Source organism: Pseudomonas nitroreducens (assembly GCF_010994165.1).
Taxonomy (GTDB): domain Bacteria; phylum Pseudomonadota; class Gammaproteobacteria; order Pseudomonadales; family Pseudomonadaceae; genus Pseudomonas; species Pseudomonas nitroreducens.
The window spans coordinates 165,769-181,200 of the sequence record NZ_WMBX01000005.1 but is presented as its reverse complement, the minus strand read 5'-3'; the positions used below and the strand labels follow the sequence as shown (position 1 = coordinate 181,200).

Genomic DNA, 15,432 nt, shown 5'->3' with positions numbered 1-15,432 from the left:
ATGCGCCGCAAAGTCTCCGCGTGCATGGTCTGCCCCGCTCAAAGCTGGCGCATTGCGTCCGCTTGGCTATCTTTTAAGCAGCAAGGGTCCGGCCATGCACCGGACGTACGCTGCCTGATCAGGAGACGCACGATGGATATGAACCGTCGGCAATTTTTCAAGGTCTGCGCCGTGGGCCTTGGAGGATCGAGCCTGGCGGCACTCGGGATGGCACCCCCGGATGCATTCGCCGACCAGATCCGCCATTTCAAGCTTGCGCGCACCGTCGAGACCCGCAACACCTGCCCGTACTGCTCGGTGGGCTGCGGCATCCTCATGTACAGCCAGGGTGATGCGGCGAAGAACGTCTCGCAGAACATCATCCACATCGAGGGTGATTCCGATCACCCGGTCAACCGCGGCACGCTTTGCCCAAAGGGCGCCGGCCTGCTCGATTTCGTCCACAGCCCCAATCGCCTGAAGTACCCGCAGATTCGCGAAGCGGGTTCGAGCGAGTGGAAGCGCATCGGCTGGGACGAGGCGCTGGACCGCATCGCCAAACTGGTGAAGGAAGATCGTGACGCCAACTTCATCGAGAAGAACGCCCAGGGCCAGACGGTGAACCGCTGGCTGACCACCGGCTTCCTGGCCGCGTCGGCGTCTTCCAACGAAGCGGGCTACATCACCCACAAGGTGATGCGTTCCCTGGGACTGCTGGCATTCGACAACCAAGCGCGTGTCTGACACGGCCCGACGGTGGCAAGTCTTGCCCCGACGTTTGGCCGTGGCGCCATGACCAACCATTGGACCGACATCAAGAATGCCGATCTGATTCTGATCATGGGCGGAAACGCCGCTGAAGCGCATCCGTGCGGCTTCAAGTGGGTGACCGAAGCCAAGGCGCACAACAAGGCGCGCCTGCTGGTGGTCGACCCAAGATTCACCCGTTCCGCTTCGGTGGCCGACTACTACGCGCCCATCCGCACCGGCACGGACATCGCCTTCCTCGGCGGACTGATCAACTACCTGCTGGAAAACGACAGGTACCAGAAGGAATACGTGCACAACTACACCGACGTCTCCTTCATCGTGAAGGAAGGCTTCGGCTTCGACGACGGCCTGTTCAACGGCTACGACGCGGAGAAGCGCACCTATCCGGACAAATCGTCCTGGCAGTACGAACTGGGCGAGGACGGTTTCGCCAAGGTCGACCCGACCCTGACGCACCCGCGCTGCGTGTTCAACCTGATGAAGCAGCACTACAGCCGCTATACGCCGGACGTGGTGAGCAACATCTGTGGCACGCCCAAGGACATGATGCTCAAGGTGTGGGAGGAGATATCCACCACCGCCGCACCGGGCAAGGTGATGACCATCATGTACGCCCTGGGCTGGACCCAGCACTCGGTGGGCGCGCAGATGATCCGTACCGGCGCGATGGTCCAACTGCTGCTGGGCAACATCGGTATGCCCGGCGGCGGCATGAACGCCCTGCGCGGTCACTCCAACATCCAGGGCCTGACCGACCTCGGGCTGCTGTCCAACTCGCTGCCCGGCTACATGACCCTGGCCGGCGATGCCGAGCAGGACTTCACCGCTTACCTCGCCAAGCGTACGTCCAAGCCGCTGCGTCCGGGGCAGTTGTCCTATTGGCAGAACTATCCCAAGTTCCACGTCAGCCTGATGAAATCCTGGTTCGGCAAATCCGCGACCAAGGAAAACAACTGGTGCTACGACTGGCTGCCCAAGCTGGACATGCCCGGCGCCGGCTACGACGTGCTGCGCTACTTCGACATGATGTACCAGGGCAAGGTCAACGGTTACTTCTGCCAGGGCTTCAATCCCATCGCCTCGTTCCCCAACAAGGCCAAAGTCAGCGCTGCGCTGGCCAAGCTGAAGTGGATGGTGGTGATGGACCCGCTGGCCACCGAAACTTCCGAGTTCTGGCGCAATGCCGGCGAGCACAACGACGTCGACACCAAGGCCATCCAGACCACGGTGTTCCGCCTGCCCACCAGTTGTTTCGCCGAGGAGGACGGCTCCATCGTCAACTCCGGCCGCTGGCTGCAATGGCACTGGAAGGGCGCCGAGCCGCCGGGTGAAGCGCGCACCGACATCGCCATCATGAGCGGCCTGCTGCATCGCCTGCGCGAAGCCTATCGCAAGGACGGCGGCAAGTTCCCAGACCCGATCCTGGGCCTGGACTGGCCGTACCTGACGCCCGACGAACCGACTCCGGAGGAGATCGCCAAGGAGTACAACGGCAAGGCACTGGCCGACCTCGTCGACCCCGCCAATGGCATGGTACTGGCGAAGGCGGGCGAGCAGTTGCCCGGCTTTGCGCTGCTGCGTGACGACGGCAGTACTGCCAGTGGCTGCTGGATCTTCGCCGGCTCCTGGACGCAGCAGGGCAACCAGATGGGCCGCCGCGACAACAGCGACCCCTATGCCATGGGCCAGACCCTGGGCTGGGCCTGGGCGTGGCCGGCCAACCGGCGCATCCTCTACAACCGCGCCTCGGCCGACGTCAGCGGCAAGCCGTGGGACCCGCTGAAGAAACGTCTGGTGTGGTGGAACGGCAAGGCCTGGGGCGGCACCGACATCCCGGACTTCAAGCCCGACTCGGCGCCGGAAGCGGGGATGAACCCGTTCATCATGAACCCCGAAGGCGTGGCGCGCTTCTTCGCCGTCGACAAGATGGCCGAGGGCCCGTTCCCCGAGCACTACGAGCCGTTCGAGACGCCGATCGGCGTCAACCCGCTGCACAAGAACCCGCAGGCGATCAGCAGCCCGGCGGCGCGGGTGTTCAAGAACGACATGGAGCTGTTCGGCACGGCGAAGGAATTTCCGTACGCCGCGACCACCTACCGGCTCACCGAGCACTTCCACTTCTGGACCAAGCATTGCCGCCTGAATGCCATCGTCCAGCCGGAGCAGTTCGTCGAGATCGGCGAGGCGTTGGCCAAGGAAATCGGCATCAAGGCCGGCGACCGCGTGAAGGTGTCCTCCAACCGCGGCTTCATCAAGGCGGTGGCGGTGGTGACCAAGCGCATCCGTCCGCTGCAGGTCAACGGCCAGACCGTGCACCATGTGGGCATTCCCCTGCACTGGGGCTTCTCCGGCGTGGCGCGCAACGGCTACCTGACCAACACCCTGACCCCCTTCGTGGGTGACGGGAACACGCAGACGCCGGAGTTCAAGTCCTTCCTCGTCAACGTGGAAAAGGCGTGAGGTGACCCATGAGTAGCCAAGACATCTACGCCCGCTCCGCCACCACCTTGCCGTCGCCCTCGGTGCGGCACGAGGAGGAAGTGGCCAAGCTGATCGACGTGTCCAAGTGCATCGGTTGCAAGGCCTGCCAGGTCGCCTGCTCGGAATGGAACGAGCTGCGCGACGAGGTGGGCCACAACCACGGTACCTACGACAACCCGATCGACCTGACGGACCAGTCCTGGACGGTCATGCGCTTCACCGAGCACGAGAACCCCAACGGCAACCTCGAGTGGCTGATCCGCAAGGACGGCTGCATGCATTGCGAGGAGCCGGGTTGCCTGAAGGCCTGCCCGAGCCCTGGGGCGATCGTGAAGTACGCCAACGGCATCGTCGACTTCAACCAGGACCACTGCATCGGCTGCGGCTACTGCATCACCGGCTGCCCGTTCAACATCCCGCGGATCTCGCAGAAGGACCACAAGGCGTACAAGTGCACCCTGTGTTCCGACCGCGTGGCCGTGGGCATGGAGCCGGCCTGCGTGAAGACCTGTCCGACCGGCGCCATCGTCTTCGGTACCAAGGAGGACATGAAGGAACACGCTGCCGAGCGCATCGTCGACCTGAAGTCCCGTGGCTTCGAGCACGCGGGTCTGTATGACCCCGAAGGCGTCGGCGGCACGCACGTGATGTACGTGCTGCACCATGCCGACCAGCCGTCGCTGTATGCCGGGTTGCCCGACAAACCGGCGATCAGCCCGCTGGTCAGCCTGTGGAAAGGCCTGACCAAGCCGCTGGGCCTGCTGGCCATGGCCGGCGTGGTGCTGGCCGGGTTCTTCCACTACACCCGCATCGGCCCCAACCGGGTCGAGGAGGACGAGGAAGACGGCCCCGACCCGCAGGCGCCGGTGCACAAGGTCGACCCATCGGTGCATGACTATGATCCGCGCGATCCCCGCTGACTGACGTCCGCCCTCCTCGCGGGGGGGCGGAAAAGGGCAGCAAGGAGCCCGACGACATGAAAAAAGATATCCAGCGTTACAACGCCAACGAACGGAGCAACCACTGGATGGTGGCCATTCTGTTCTTCCTCGCCGGCCTCTCGGGGCTGGCGCTGTTCCATCCGGCCATGTTCTGGCTGACCAACCTGTTCGGCGGCGGGCCGTGGACGCGCATTCTCCATCCCTTCCTCGGGGTGGCGATGTTCCTGTTCTTCCTCGGCCTGGTGATCCGCTTCGCCCACCACAACCTGGTGGAAAAGCGCGATGTGCAGTGGCTGAAACAATGGCGCGACGTGGTGACCAACCGCGAGGAGAACCTCCCCGAGGTCGGGCGCTACAACGCCGGGCAGAAGCTGCTGTTCTGGACCCTGCTGCTGTGCATGCTGGTGCTGCTGGTGACCGGCTTCGTGATGTGGCGGGCGTACTTCAGCCACTTCTTCGGCATCGACATCATCCGCATCGCCTCGCTGCTGCATGCCTTCGCCGCCTTCGTACTCATCTGCAGCATCCTGGTGCACATCTACGCCGGCCTCTGGGTGAAGGGTTCGATGGGCGCCATGCTCTACGGCTGGGTCAGCCGCGGCTGGGCGCGCAAGCACCACGCTGCCTGGCTCAAGGACGTGGACAAGGGCAAGGGCCACTGACCCTCGACGTAATCGCCGGCTGAGGCCAGTGCACTCGCCGGCACGAACCATCCCCTCTCTCTTCCGGGAGAGGGCTAGGGAGAGGGGCTATTCAGGCCCCGCTCCGAACCCAACAAGGAGTCCTGCGTGTCAGGCCGAATTCTTGAACCTGGGCAGATCGAAGCTGCCGCAAACATCCCGCCGCTGTTCAATCTCCCTCTCCAAGGCCTGTTCTCCCGCCGCGCCGCACGCCTGCGCGAACTGGCACCGGATAATCCGCTGCAGGGCTACCTGGAGCTGATTGCCGGGGTCTGCGACGCTCAGCAGGTGCTGCTGGACCGCAAGCTGTTCCTGCCCACGCCGGATGCCGCCGCGCTGGCCCGCAGCCAGGAACACCGCATGCCGCCGCTGGCCTACGAAGTCCTGGTGCGCGAAGGTGCGTGGCTGCCGCTGCTGGATGCTTTCCTCGATGCCTATGAGCTCACCGCCAACCCGGCCGTGGTCGAGGCGCTGAAGACACTGCGCAACGCCGACTCCGGCCAGCGCAAGGCCTGGGCACTGGGCCTGCTCAACGGCCAGTTCGACCTGCTGCCGCCAGCCCTGGTGCCCTTCCTCGGCGCCGTACTGCAGGTCGCCTTCAGCCAGTGGCTGCTGCAACTGCCGGAAGACACCCTGGTGGAAACCGACAGCCAGGCCCTCTGCCCGGCCTGCGGTGCGCCGCCGGTGGCCGGGATGATCCGCCACCAGGGCAAGCACGCCGGGCTGCGTTATCTGGCCTGCTCGCTGTGCTCCTGCGAATGGCACTACGTGCGCGTGAAGTGCAGCCACTGCGCCGAGAGCAAGGGGCTGGCCTACTACTCATTGCAGCGCGAAGGCGTGGCCAGCGACCAGGCGCCGCTCAAGGCCGAAACCTGCCCTGGCTGCCAGTCCTACCTCAAGCAGTTCTACCTGCAGCACGACAAGCACGCGGAACCCCAGGCGGACGACCTGGCCAGCCTCGCCCTGGACATTCGTCTCGCCGAAGACGGCTATCTGCGCACCGCACCGAATCTGCTGCTCGCACCGGGTGGCTCTTCGTAGGATGCGGTGAAGCGAAGCGATACCCATCAAGCACAGCATGGGTATCGCAGGCTCCACCCATCCTACGAACGCAGAGCGACAACGGCGGATAACGCGTTCCGCGTTATGCGCCCTACACTGACTCCAGCCATCGACTCCGCATTAAGGTTCGTCCATGACCTCGGTACGTTTGCCCTCCATCGACCGCCTGCTGCGCAGCCCGGCCTGCCAGCCTTTGCAGCAACGCTATGGCCGTGAGGCCCTGCTCAAGACCCTGCGCGACCTGCTAGACGAGCTGCGTGACCCCGCGCGCCATGGCCAACTGGCAGCAGTCGAGCTGGAAGAGTCCGTGCTCGCCGGCCGTGCCGGCGAACGCCTCGCCGCGCACCACGCCAGCCGCGTGCGGCGGGTGTTCAACCTCACCGGTACCGTGCTGCACACCAACCTCGGCCGCGCGCTGTTGCCGGAGGAGGCCATCGAAGCCATCACGATGGCGGCGCGCTACCCGCTCAACCTCGAATTCGACCTCGCCACCGGCAAGCGTGGCGACCGCGACGACCTCATCACCGGGCTGATCCGCGAGCTCACCGGCGCCGAGGCCGTCACCGTGGTCAACAACAACGCCGCCGCCGTGCTGCTGGCGCTCAACAGCCTGGGCGCGCGCAAGGAAGGGGTCATTTCCCGTGGCGAGCTGATCGAGATCGGCGGCGCCTTTCGCATCCCCGATATCATGTCCCGCGCCGGGGTGAAGCTGGTCGAGGTCGGCACCACCAACCGCACCCACGCCAAGGACTACGAAGCCGTCATCGGCCCGCGCTCCGGCCTGCTGATGCGCGTGCACACCAGCAACTACAGTGTGCAGGGCTTCACTGCCAGCGTGTCGACGCCGCAACTGGCACAGATCGCCCACACCCATGGTTTGCCGCTGCTGGAGGATCTGGGCAGCGGCACCCTGGTCGATCTCACCCGCTGGGGCCTGCCCAAGGAGCCGACCGTGCAGGAGGCTCTGCGCGACGGTGCCGACATCGTCACCTTCAGCGGCGACAAGTTGCTTGGCGGCCCGCAAGCCGGGCTGATCCTGGGCAGCAGGGAGCTGATCGGTCGGATCAAGAAGAACCCCCTCAAGCGCGCCCTGCGCGTGGACAAGCTGACCCTTGCCGCGCTGGAGGCCGTGCTCAATCTCTACCGCGACCCCGACCGCCTCGCCGAGCGCCTTACCAGCCTGCGCTTGCTCAGCCGGCCGCAGGCCGATATCCGCACCCAGGCGCAACGACTTGCGCCGGCCTTCGCTGCGCTGCTTGGCGATCGCTGGAGCGTCAGCGCCGTGGATGCCCTGGGCATGATCGGCAGCGGCGCACAGCCGGTTGCGCGGCTGCCCAGCGCTGCATTGTGCCTGCGACCGAACCAGCCCAAGCGCCAGCGTGGCCGCGCATTGCTGGACCTTGAAGAGCGCCTGCGCTGCCTGCCGATCCCGGTGCTCGGCCGCATTGACGACGACGCGCTGTGGCTCGACCTGCGCCAGCTCGACGACGAGCCCGGCTTCGTCGGGCAACTGCCTCTGCTGGCCGAGGGCGAGGCGTGATCGTCGGCACCGCCGGGCACATCGACCACGGCAAGACGTCCCTGCTGCGCGCCCTCACCGGCGTCGAAGGCGACCGCCGCCCGGCCGAACGCGAGCGCGGTATCACCATCGACCTGGGCTATGTCTACGCAGAGCTCGGCGACGGTGCGTTGACAGGTTTTATCGACGTGCCGGGGCACGAGCGCTTCGTCCACAACATGCTCGCCGGCGCCAGCGGCATCGACCTGGTGTTGCTGGTGGTCGCCGCCGACGACGGCGTGATGCCGCAGACCCGCGAACACCTGGCTATTGTCGAACTGCTCGGGATACGCCGCGCCATCGTTGCGCTGACCAAGGCCGACCGCGTGCTGTCCGAGCGGGTGGAGCAGGTTACGGACGATCTGCACGAACTGCTGGCGGCCGGGCCCTTTGCCGGTGCACCGGTCATTGCGGTTTCCAGCGTCAATGGCGAGGGCATCGACATCCTGCGCGACGCTCTTCGCGAGGCGGCCCGCGAGACTCGCGAGCTGGCGGCGAACGGTGGATTCCGCCTGGCGGTGGATCGCGCGTTCAGCGTCAGCGGAGCGGGCATCGTCGTGACCGGAACGGCTTTTGCCGGCCACGTCCAGGTCGGCGATGAGCTGTTGCTGGGCACTGCCGGCCGCCGCGTTCGCGTGCGTGGCCTGCATGCACAGAACCGCGAAGCGCAGCAGGCCCACGCCGGCCAGCGGGTGGCGGTGAATATCGCCGGCGAGCGGCTGAGCCTCGACAAGATTCACCGCGGCGACTGGCTGATCGCCCCGGAGCTTTACGCACCCACCACGCGCATCGATATCGACCTGCAGTTGCTGCCCGGCGAAAGCCGTGCCTTTGCACACTGGACGCCGGTGCATGTCCACCTTGGCGCGCAAGACGTCACCGGCCGCGTCGCACTACTGGAAGGCGAGCGACTGCAGCCTGGCGAACGTGCCTTCGCGCAGCTGGTGCTGAATGCACCCAGCCATGCCGTACACGGCGACCACCTGGTGCTGCGTGACCAGTCCGCGCAACGCACCCTTGGCGGCGGCCGCGTGCTCGACCCGTTCGCCCCGGCGCGCAATCGGCGCAGCCCGGAGCGCCTGGAGCAGTTGCGCGCACTGCAGGGCGACAGCCTCGAAGGTGCCTTGCCAACCCTGCTGGCGCACGCCGGCAATGGCCTCGATCCCGCGCTCTTGGCGCGCCAGTTCAACCGCCCGCGCGAGGGCTGGCAACTGCCCGGCGAACTGGTTGAGATCCATACACGGCTCGGAGCACGGCTGTTCGCCGCCGAGCGCTGGTCCGCGCTGCAGCAGCAACTGCTCGATGCCCTGCAACGCTTTCACGCCGAAGCCCCCGACGAACTCGGCCCCGACCGTGATCGCTTGCGCCGCTACGCTTTCTCTTCGCTGGAACGGACGGTCTTCATCGCCCTGCTGGAAAGCCTGCTGGCGACCGGGCAGCTTGCCAGCAGCGGTCCCTGGCTGCACTTGCCGGATCACCGGGTACAACTGGTCGAGGCCGACGAGAAGCTGCGCGAACGCCTCTGGCCTCTGTTGCTGGCGGGCTCCTTCGACCCGCCCTGGGTACGCGACCTGGCTCGGGAGCTGGAGGAGGAGGAGGCCGACGTGCGCCTGTTGTTGCGCAAGCTCGCCCGCCTGGGCCAACTGCACCAGGTGGTGAAGGACCTGTTCTACCCCGAGCAGACCCTGCGCCAACTGGCCGGCCACGCCCTGCAACTGCGCGACGAAGCCGGCATCATCCGCGCCGCCACCTTCCGCGACCGCATCGGCATCGGCCGCAAGCGCTGCATCCAGTTGCTGGAGTACTTCGACCGCATCGGCTTCACCCGCCGCTTCGGCAATGAGCGACGGATCAGGGAGGATTCGGCGTTGGCGCAGGGCACGTCCGACGACAATTCCTGACTATTGGTCGGAAGCGGATTCCACTGAACAGCGGGGATCGCCTACAGTGAGGTGGGTGTATACAAGGTATATACTTTTTCATCACCAGGTAATTCCCCCATGAGCAAAGAAGCCGTATTCACCATGAAGCTCGAACCCGAGTTGCGCGCCGAGTTCATGGCCGCCGCCGAGGCGGCTCATCGCCCTGCGTCTCAGGTCATGCGCGAACTGATGCGGGATTTCATACGCCAGCAGCGCCAGGCTCAGGACTACGACGAGTATCTGCAGGCCAAGGTCGAGGCGGGGCGTGCTTCGATGGCTGTGGGAGACGGGCGTTCGGACGAAGAAGTCGAGGCGGTATTTGCGGCGCTTCGATCAAGGGCAACCGAGCGTAAATGAAGGTCTTCTGGACGCGGGATGCCCAGCAGGATCGTCTCGATATCTGGGAATACCTTGCCTCCGAAAACCCAGGCGCAGCCGCGCACATGGACATCCTTTTCAGCACTACCGCCGCCAGGCTCAGGAGCTTCCCGATGATGGGCAAGCCCGCCGAATTCCCGGCACGCGTGAGCTGATCCCCCATGAGAGCTACCGGCTGGTCTATCAGATCGAGGCCGACGTCCTGTGGGTTCTCGCGCTGGTGCACACATCCAGGATGTGGCCGCCGTTGGGCGATGATCAACGCCATCAACAGTGAGCCGCGCGGTTAGCGCCAATGCTCGGTTGGTACCGCCGAAGATGCCTTCTGAACACTCTATTCCCCGCATCCTTCGATAGCCTTGTTCTCTAGCGGGAAGTGGGCCCAATGCGTTCCTGGCTGATTCGGCGGTTCATCACCGACAGCTGACCGCCGCCTTTCCGGACATGGGCAGGCGTTAGCGTGATGGCAAAACCTGATCCACCCGCTGCACGAGGTAGTCATAGAACGGGTTGGACGTCACGCGCTGGAACAGGTCCAGCCCGACGATCAGTACGCCCCGTTCACCGCGGGGCGTGAGGGTGCCCAGGTGGATGCCGAAGTCTTCCGATGGGTCCGGGTGCTGGCCATACAGCGCATCGTTGGGCGGGAAGGGCAGCGCCACGTGGGACAGGGAGAACAGCTCCGGTGGGTAGCTTACCGCTAGCGGCTGGCTCTCTTGTCGCTGGCTGTGGGCAGGCGTATGCAGAGCTGCAACCTGGCTGCCCAGCGGGCTGTTGGAGATTACCGTCAGGTCGTAGTTGCGCTGGCGCTCCGGCAGCAGGCGGTCGCCCAGTGTGGCCATTTCCGGGCGCAGCAGTGGGCCGTAGTTCAGCGAGCGGTTGAGGTCGAACAGCACCAGTTCGCTACCGTTGTCCGGCAGCCGGTCGTACAGGTTGCTGATCACCGCTGGAGTGCTGACGGTGCTGTCGGCCAGGGACTGGAACGTGAGGATCGATGGCAGGCGAGCGAGGCTGCCGCGGCGATTGGCGCTCTCCAGACTGCGCTGGACAGCGTCGGTCAACTCCACCGTCTGGCGTGCTGCGGCGATGGGGAAGGAGTTGTATTTGAAGGGGTTGAACTCCGGGAGTACGTTGAGCCACGCCGCCTTGGCGAAGGCCGGCAATAGCGCTGGCAAACCGGCGAACCCGGCGAACTGGGCGTAACGGGTGACGCCGATCATCGGCGAGATCAGCACCAGTTGCTTCGGCATGACCAGGCTCGCGTCGTCCAGTGCATCCAGGCTGTACTTCATCGCCAGTGCGCCACCGTTGGAGAAGCCCACCATCAGCAGCGGTGCGCCCTTGGGCAATTGCGCCGATGCCTCGCGCACAGCCAGCCGGGTGGCGGCCATCCAGTCTTCCCAGTCCGCATCGGTCAGTCCGGCGGGTACCGTGCCGTGGCCCGGCATGCGGATCGCGATGACCACGAAACCCTGTTGCCGCAGGTGCTCGCCCAGGTGGCGCAGGCTATAGGGTGAATCGGTCAGCCCATGCAACAGCACTGCCGCGCCGCGCACTTCGCCGGCTGGATGCATCTCGTAGGAACGGTTCCAGTCGGTGGCGAAGTGGCCGGGGTAGACCTTGCTCTTATCGAAATAGCGGTTGTAGGCCACCCGCTCGAAGGGCTGCAGGCTGGCCGCCATTTCCTTGCGCATGGCCTGCATGAGCCTGTCTTCGGCGGCCAGGTAACCGGTCCAGTCCAGGTGGTCGATTTCGTTGCTGCGCAGGTCGTTCGGTACCCAGGTATGCCAGGGCTCCAGCGGCGGGATGTTGCGCAGCGCGGCGACCCGCAGCCCCAGTGCCAGTACGACGATGGCGAGGATGGCGATGACTACCCAGAGCAGTGCCCTGGTGAGTTTGGCGTTCAGCATGGAGTTCCCTTGTCAGCGTGCGGGACAAGCATAGAGCCCCAGTCGCCACAAAGTCCGCCAGTGGCTCAAATGGCCGCGATCGCTTCGGCATAAGCGGAGTTGCCGATGCCCACCTGGGCCCAGACGGGGCGCGTCTCGTTGCCCTGGCGGTCGTATTGTTCGTCCGCATCCCACAACGTGATGATCTGGCCGGGGAACAGGTACTCACTGTCGGTGAATTCGTGGGCGCCGGAGTCATCCGTCGAGGCGATCAACGAGAACAGCTCGCCGGCCGACAGGGAAAACACGTCCACACCCTGGTAGCGAGCGAGGTATCGCTCGTTCTGGGAGATACCGATGAACCAGACCAGCCCTTGCTCATCGCATTCGGCCTGGATCGCCGCCTGGCAGAAGTAATCCGTTGGCCCGTTGGACGATTCCAGCGGGAAACCGGCGGCAGCCAGCGCGTCGCGCGCCATGGCTCGCGTGTCGCCCAGACAGACCGGGCCGATGCCCTGATGTGGGCAAATCTCGAGGATGGGTAGAGTGGGCTTCATGCCGTTGTAGCTCCCTGGGTTACTGCTAGCGAGGTTAGAGCACGGGCAGCCAGATTGCCGTCTTTTTCTGGCCAGTAAATAGCAATTTGATTGTACTTGGCCATATTTGTATGACGGACTGCGGGGAATGGCGTCACGTTCCAGCCAGCGCTGCGGCATCACTGCGCTGGCATCCAGCGTGGCAACAATGGCAACATCCGGGCTCCCGCTTTCGCCGCTGCATTCGCGCAGCTGGCTTCTGACCAGGGAAGGCAATCACGCCCGGTGGCGTGGCCGGGCTTCAAACCCGGTGGGGGACGGCAGCCGTTCCTGGGTGAGTTCGACTCTCACTGCCTTCCGCCAATTCCCCGGTTTCGACTTCTTCCGCCCTCGGCACAGGCTGAGCAGGCATGAGCTATTGTCTGCCTGGGATCATCAAGGCTGCGCCGTCGGGAGGGCTCTGGCCATGGTCAGGCTGGACCAGTTCACCGAAGAGCACCTGGAGTTGGGCGATCTTTGGCGGTTGCAGGATGGGCGACGGGAAGAATGTTTTCTGATCCCGCTGATGGCGACTCAGGCCGGGCAATTGGGCCCCTTGCTTGTTCGCGCATTGTTTCGATTACCGTCCGGTGCTCAGCTACAGGGCTTGATGGCTTATGACGCAGAGCGCGATGACGTCTACGCGCTGCAGGTGCTGATTGGCGGAGAAAGTTTCTCCTTCAACAAGTACCTGCCAGAAGTGTCCTTCGAAGAAGTACTGGCGCTGGCTGATCGTCTGGGCGTCGGAGCGGGTGGGGTCCTGCCCGTGCGTTACAGCGTTGTACGGGGCGCCATGCCCATTCGCGACGGCCGCTTTACTCTGTGGATCGGTTGTTAACGAGTAGTCGCGCCGCCCTCGCGCCGCCGCCACTCATCGACCACCGCGCCCATGTCCGCTGGCGCGCCGCTGCGTATCCAGGTCATGAAGGCGCGGTCGAAATGGAAGTCGTCGCCGCAGTGCTGGGTCATGAAGCGGCGGACGTTCTGGGTGTTGCGGTAGTGGCTATCCAGCGGGGTCTGCCGGGTGATCGGGGCGCTGTGCCAGTCGAAGGCCATGGCGTCGATTCCTGTGCCTTGGGGAGTTGCCGTTATAGCGCACTCGGCAGCCGCTGGCGCGGTCTGCCGAGGTGTTGCGACGTCACTGGCCCCACATCATCCGCTGTTGCTGCGCCGAATAATCGTCGCTTTGCAGGCGCATGCGGGTGGGCTGGCGTTCAAGGTTGTCTTCGCCGAAGGATTCGCGCACGGGCGATTCGATGGCACCGAAGTGGTTGTAGTGCGGGGCGTCGGCGCAGCCGACCAGGGTGAAGCAGGCGAAGGTGACCACGGAGAGCTTGAGCATGGGACTTCCTCCTGAGGGGAGCCCCGAGCTTCGGCCGGCTGGATTAACGGCGGATTAACGCCGGCTGTCCGGCCCCTGGATTTCGCCGCCGTGGGCTGCGTCGCCGTCGCGGTGGTGCTCCGGCGGGTTGAGCGCGCGCCCCAGTATCTGCGCGACGACCTCGTCCTTGCCTTCGGTGTAGGCGTCGCGGTCGGTGGGGAAGCGCTGTGCCAGGTCGTGTTTCACCTGCGCGTAGAGTCGGGCGTCGTCGGGGTGGGTGCGCAGCCAGTCGCGGAACAGCAGTCGCCGCGAGGCTTCGCTCAGCTCCATGACGTGGACATGATGGGTGCGCCCGCTGCCCAGCGGCGGCATGCCTTTGACGAAGAACAGTCGCGAGGTGTCGGGATTCTCCGCCCAGTACTGGTAACCCAGCCCTTGCAGCGGTTCGATGATCCGGTGCGGGTCGCTGCCCGGCGGCGGCAGCAGGAGGATGTCGATGATCGGCTTGGCATCCATCCCCGGTACGGCGGTGCTGCCGATGTGCTCGATACCCAGACCGGGGAGCTCGACCTGTTGGGCGATGGCGGCGGCTTCCTCGGCGAATCGTTGTGGCCAGTGGGGATCGGCTGCAACGACTTCGATGCGGTCGTCTTCGGCGTTGCTCCAGCGCTGGCCGTCGAATTCGGGGGCTTGCGGGCTCATGTGGAAACTCCGGCGATAGCGGTGGGAGGGCGAGGATTGGAGGCTGATCGGGCCGACGGAGTTCCGAGTCAATCCTGCAGGAGCGCCCCGTGGTCGCGATCGCGGCATCACCCTCTCCTGCAGCTCAAACCAATCAATCCAGCACGTTATGCAGCACTTCGTAGATGACGCCGGTGGCGATGGTCACCAGCAGCAGGTCGGTGCCTGCCTGCTGCCACTCGTAGCCGTCGTAGTGGGGCAGACGGCCGATCAGGCGGCCGTCGAGCTTCTTCGCGATGCCTGGTGGCAGAGGCTTGCCGCGCGCGAGGTTCTTCTGGATGCCCGGCGGTAGCGTGGCGCCCGGATTCCAGTAGTTGCGGTTGTCGTTGAGGATGACCTGCACGCCGCTGACGTCGATGCTCGGGCCGCCGCCCTGCCAATTGTTGCCGCCCTGGCCGGCGTTGCCCCGATTGCCGTGCTGAGCGTTGTTGCCGTGCCCCTTGTTCTTGCCCGGGTCGGCCAATAGCAGTGGGCTGCTACCCAGCAGCGTGAAGCCGATGACGGCAGCCAAGAGGGTGTTGAGTCTGGACATATCCGTGTTGCTTCCCTGTTTAAGTTCCTGTGAGGTACAGCGTAGCCGTTATGACGCTACCGCGGCAGCGATGGAGTTGGTACCGGCGTGCTGGCATTTCGTCGGAAGGCCACGAACTGCGGGGGCTGCAGCAAGTCATACAGGTATCTCAACCCCCCGCCCCTGGAGCGATAACAAGATGAAAATGTCCCTGGTTGTTGCGGTAGCCTGTGCATTCGCACTCGGCACGACAGCCTTGCTGCCCGCCGACCTCTCGCCGATCGGTTCGGTCTATGCCAAAGGCGGTGGCGGTGGTGGAAACGGTGGTGGTAATGGCGGCGGTCACGGCGGTGGCAATGCCGGCGGCAACGGTGGTGGCCATGGCGGCGGCAAGGGCGGCCCCGGCGGTAACCACGGCAGCAACAGCAATGGCGCGAACGATGGCGGCGAGCATGCCGGCAAGGCCACCCGCGACCATGGCCTGAGCGGTAATCACTACGGCAGCACCAAGAACGACAGCAAGGGCCACGGCCAGACGACTTCCTCGGTGGCGCATTCCAAGGACACCCGTGGCCTGTCCAAGGCGACGGCGATTTCCGCGACGACGCCGGGCACCCACAACA

General features: G+C 65.1%; 15 protein-coding genes, 1 tRNA gene and 1 pseudogene. 11 read left to right on the top strand and 6 right to left on the bottom strand.

The features are described from left to right. The first annotated feature begins 132 nt into the window (after positions 1-132). The 8 genes from fdnG (at position 133) to GJV37_RS29575 (ending at position 9,927) form a co-directional block, all read left to right on the top strand. The gene (fdnG, locus tag GJV37_RS22460; protein WP_170858926.1) at positions 133-3,210 is read left to right on the top strand and encodes a formate dehydrogenase-N subunit alpha; all 3,078 of its coding nucleotides are present in this window, start codon (positions 133-135) and stop codon (positions 3,208-3,210) included. An 8-nt stretch (positions 3,211-3,218) separates the two neighbouring features. Beyond that, on the top strand, positions 3,219-4,151 hold the full coding sequence (fdxH, locus tag GJV37_RS22455; RefSeq protein WP_084358572.1) for a formate dehydrogenase subunit beta: 933 nt from the start codon (positions 3,219-3,221) through the stop codon (positions 4,149-4,151). A 56-nt stretch (positions 4,152-4,207) separates the two neighbouring features. Then, complete coding sequence (locus GJV37_RS22450) at positions 4,208-4,834, top strand: formate dehydrogenase subunit gamma (protein ID WP_024766181.1); 627 nt, start codon at positions 4,208-4,210, stop codon at positions 4,832-4,834. Between the two features lie 126 nt (positions 4,835-4,960). Beyond that, the gene (gene fdhE / locus GJV37_RS22445; RefSeq protein ID WP_170858927.1) at positions 4,961-5,893 is read left to right on the top strand and encodes a formate dehydrogenase accessory protein FdhE; all 933 of its coding nucleotides are present in this window, start codon (positions 4,961-4,963) and stop codon (positions 5,891-5,893) included. A 154-nt stretch (positions 5,894-6,047) separates the two neighbouring features. Beyond that, a complete protein-coding gene (gene selA / locus GJV37_RS22440) occupies positions 6,048-7,454 on the top strand; it encodes an L-seryl-tRNA(Sec) selenium transferase (RefSeq protein WP_170858928.1) in 1,407 nt (468 codons plus the stop codon). After that, positions 7,451-9,373, top strand: a complete 1,923-nt coding sequence (selB, locus tag GJV37_RS22435; RefSeq protein ID WP_170858929.1) for a selenocysteine-specific translation elongation factor — start codon at positions 7,451-7,453, stop codon at positions 9,371-9,373. Before selA ends, selB begins: the two co-directional genes overlap by 4 nt. Positions 9,374-9,472: 99 nt before the next feature. Beyond that, on the top strand, positions 9,473-9,751 hold the full coding sequence (locus tag GJV37_RS22430; RefSeq protein ID WP_024766185.1) for a hypothetical protein: 279 nt from the start codon (positions 9,473-9,475) through the stop codon (positions 9,749-9,751). Continuing rightward, entirely contained in the window at positions 9,748-9,927 is a 180-nt protein-coding gene (locus tag GJV37_RS29575; protein WP_246228415.1) for a type II toxin-antitoxin system RelE/ParE family toxin, read from the top strand. The genes GJV37_RS22430 and GJV37_RS29575 overlap by 4 nt, the downstream gene beginning before the upstream one ends. A 300-nt stretch (positions 9,928-10,227) precedes the next feature. Here the strand turns inward: GJV37_RS29575 and GJV37_RS22420 are convergent, their stop codons facing one another. Further along, positions 10,228-11,682 carry an alpha/beta hydrolase gene (locus tag GJV37_RS22420; RefSeq protein WP_170858930.1) on the bottom strand — a complete coding sequence of 485 codons (1,455 nt, stop codon included), beginning with the start codon at positions 11,680-11,682 and terminating at the stop codon, positions 10,228-10,230. 65 nt (positions 11,683-11,747) lie between these two features. Beyond that, entirely contained in the window at positions 11,748-12,218 is a 471-nt protein-coding gene (locus GJV37_RS22415) for a hypothetical protein (protein WP_037017410.1), read from the bottom strand. Positions 12,219-12,464: 246 nt separating this feature from the next. Here GJV37_RS22415 and GJV37_RS22410 point away from each other — a divergent pair. Both GJV37_RS22410 and GJV37_RS22405 read left to right on the top strand, forming a co-directional pair. Then, positions 12,465-12,560 (top strand) — tRNA-Sec (locus GJV37_RS22410). Between the two features lie 103 nt (positions 12,561-12,663). Further along, positions 12,664-13,074 carry a hypothetical protein gene (locus GJV37_RS22405; RefSeq protein WP_024766189.1) on the top strand — a complete coding sequence of 137 codons (411 nt, stop codon included), beginning with the start codon at positions 12,664-12,666 and terminating at the stop codon, positions 13,072-13,074. Here the strand turns inward: GJV37_RS22405 and GJV37_RS22400 are convergent. The 4 genes from GJV37_RS22400 to GJV37_RS22385 form a co-directional block, all read right to left on the bottom strand. Further along, a complete protein-coding gene (locus GJV37_RS22400; RefSeq protein ID WP_170858931.1) occupies positions 13,071-13,292 on the bottom strand; it encodes a DUF6434 domain-containing protein in 222 nt (73 codons plus the stop codon). The two genes, GJV37_RS22405 and GJV37_RS22400, sit on opposite strands and share 4 nt — an antisense overlap. Positions 13,293-13,374: 82 nt before the next feature. After that, the gene (locus tag GJV37_RS22395) at positions 13,375-13,578 is read right to left on the bottom strand and encodes a hypothetical protein (protein ID WP_169936344.1); all 204 of its coding nucleotides are present in this window, start codon (positions 13,576-13,578) and stop codon (positions 13,375-13,377) included. Positions 13,579-13,632: 54 nt separating this feature from the next. Further along, positions 13,633-14,259: a GrpB family protein gene (locus tag GJV37_RS22390; protein WP_170858932.1), complete on the bottom strand. Its 627-nt coding sequence runs from the start codon at positions 14,257-14,259 to the stop codon at positions 13,633-13,635. Between the two features lie 133 nt (positions 14,260-14,392). Further along, on the bottom strand, positions 14,393-14,830 hold the full coding sequence (locus GJV37_RS22385) for an anti-virulence regulator CigR family protein (protein WP_037017399.1): 438 nt from the start codon (positions 14,828-14,830) through the stop codon (positions 14,393-14,395). A gap of 178 nt (positions 14,831-15,008) precedes the next feature. Between GJV37_RS22385 and GJV37_RS29875 the strand changes: the two are divergent. After that, positions 15,009-15,155: pseudogene (locus GJV37_RS29875) on the top strand (hypothetical protein); the annotation flags it as partial. Between the last annotated feature and the right edge of the window lie 277 nt (positions 15,156-15,432).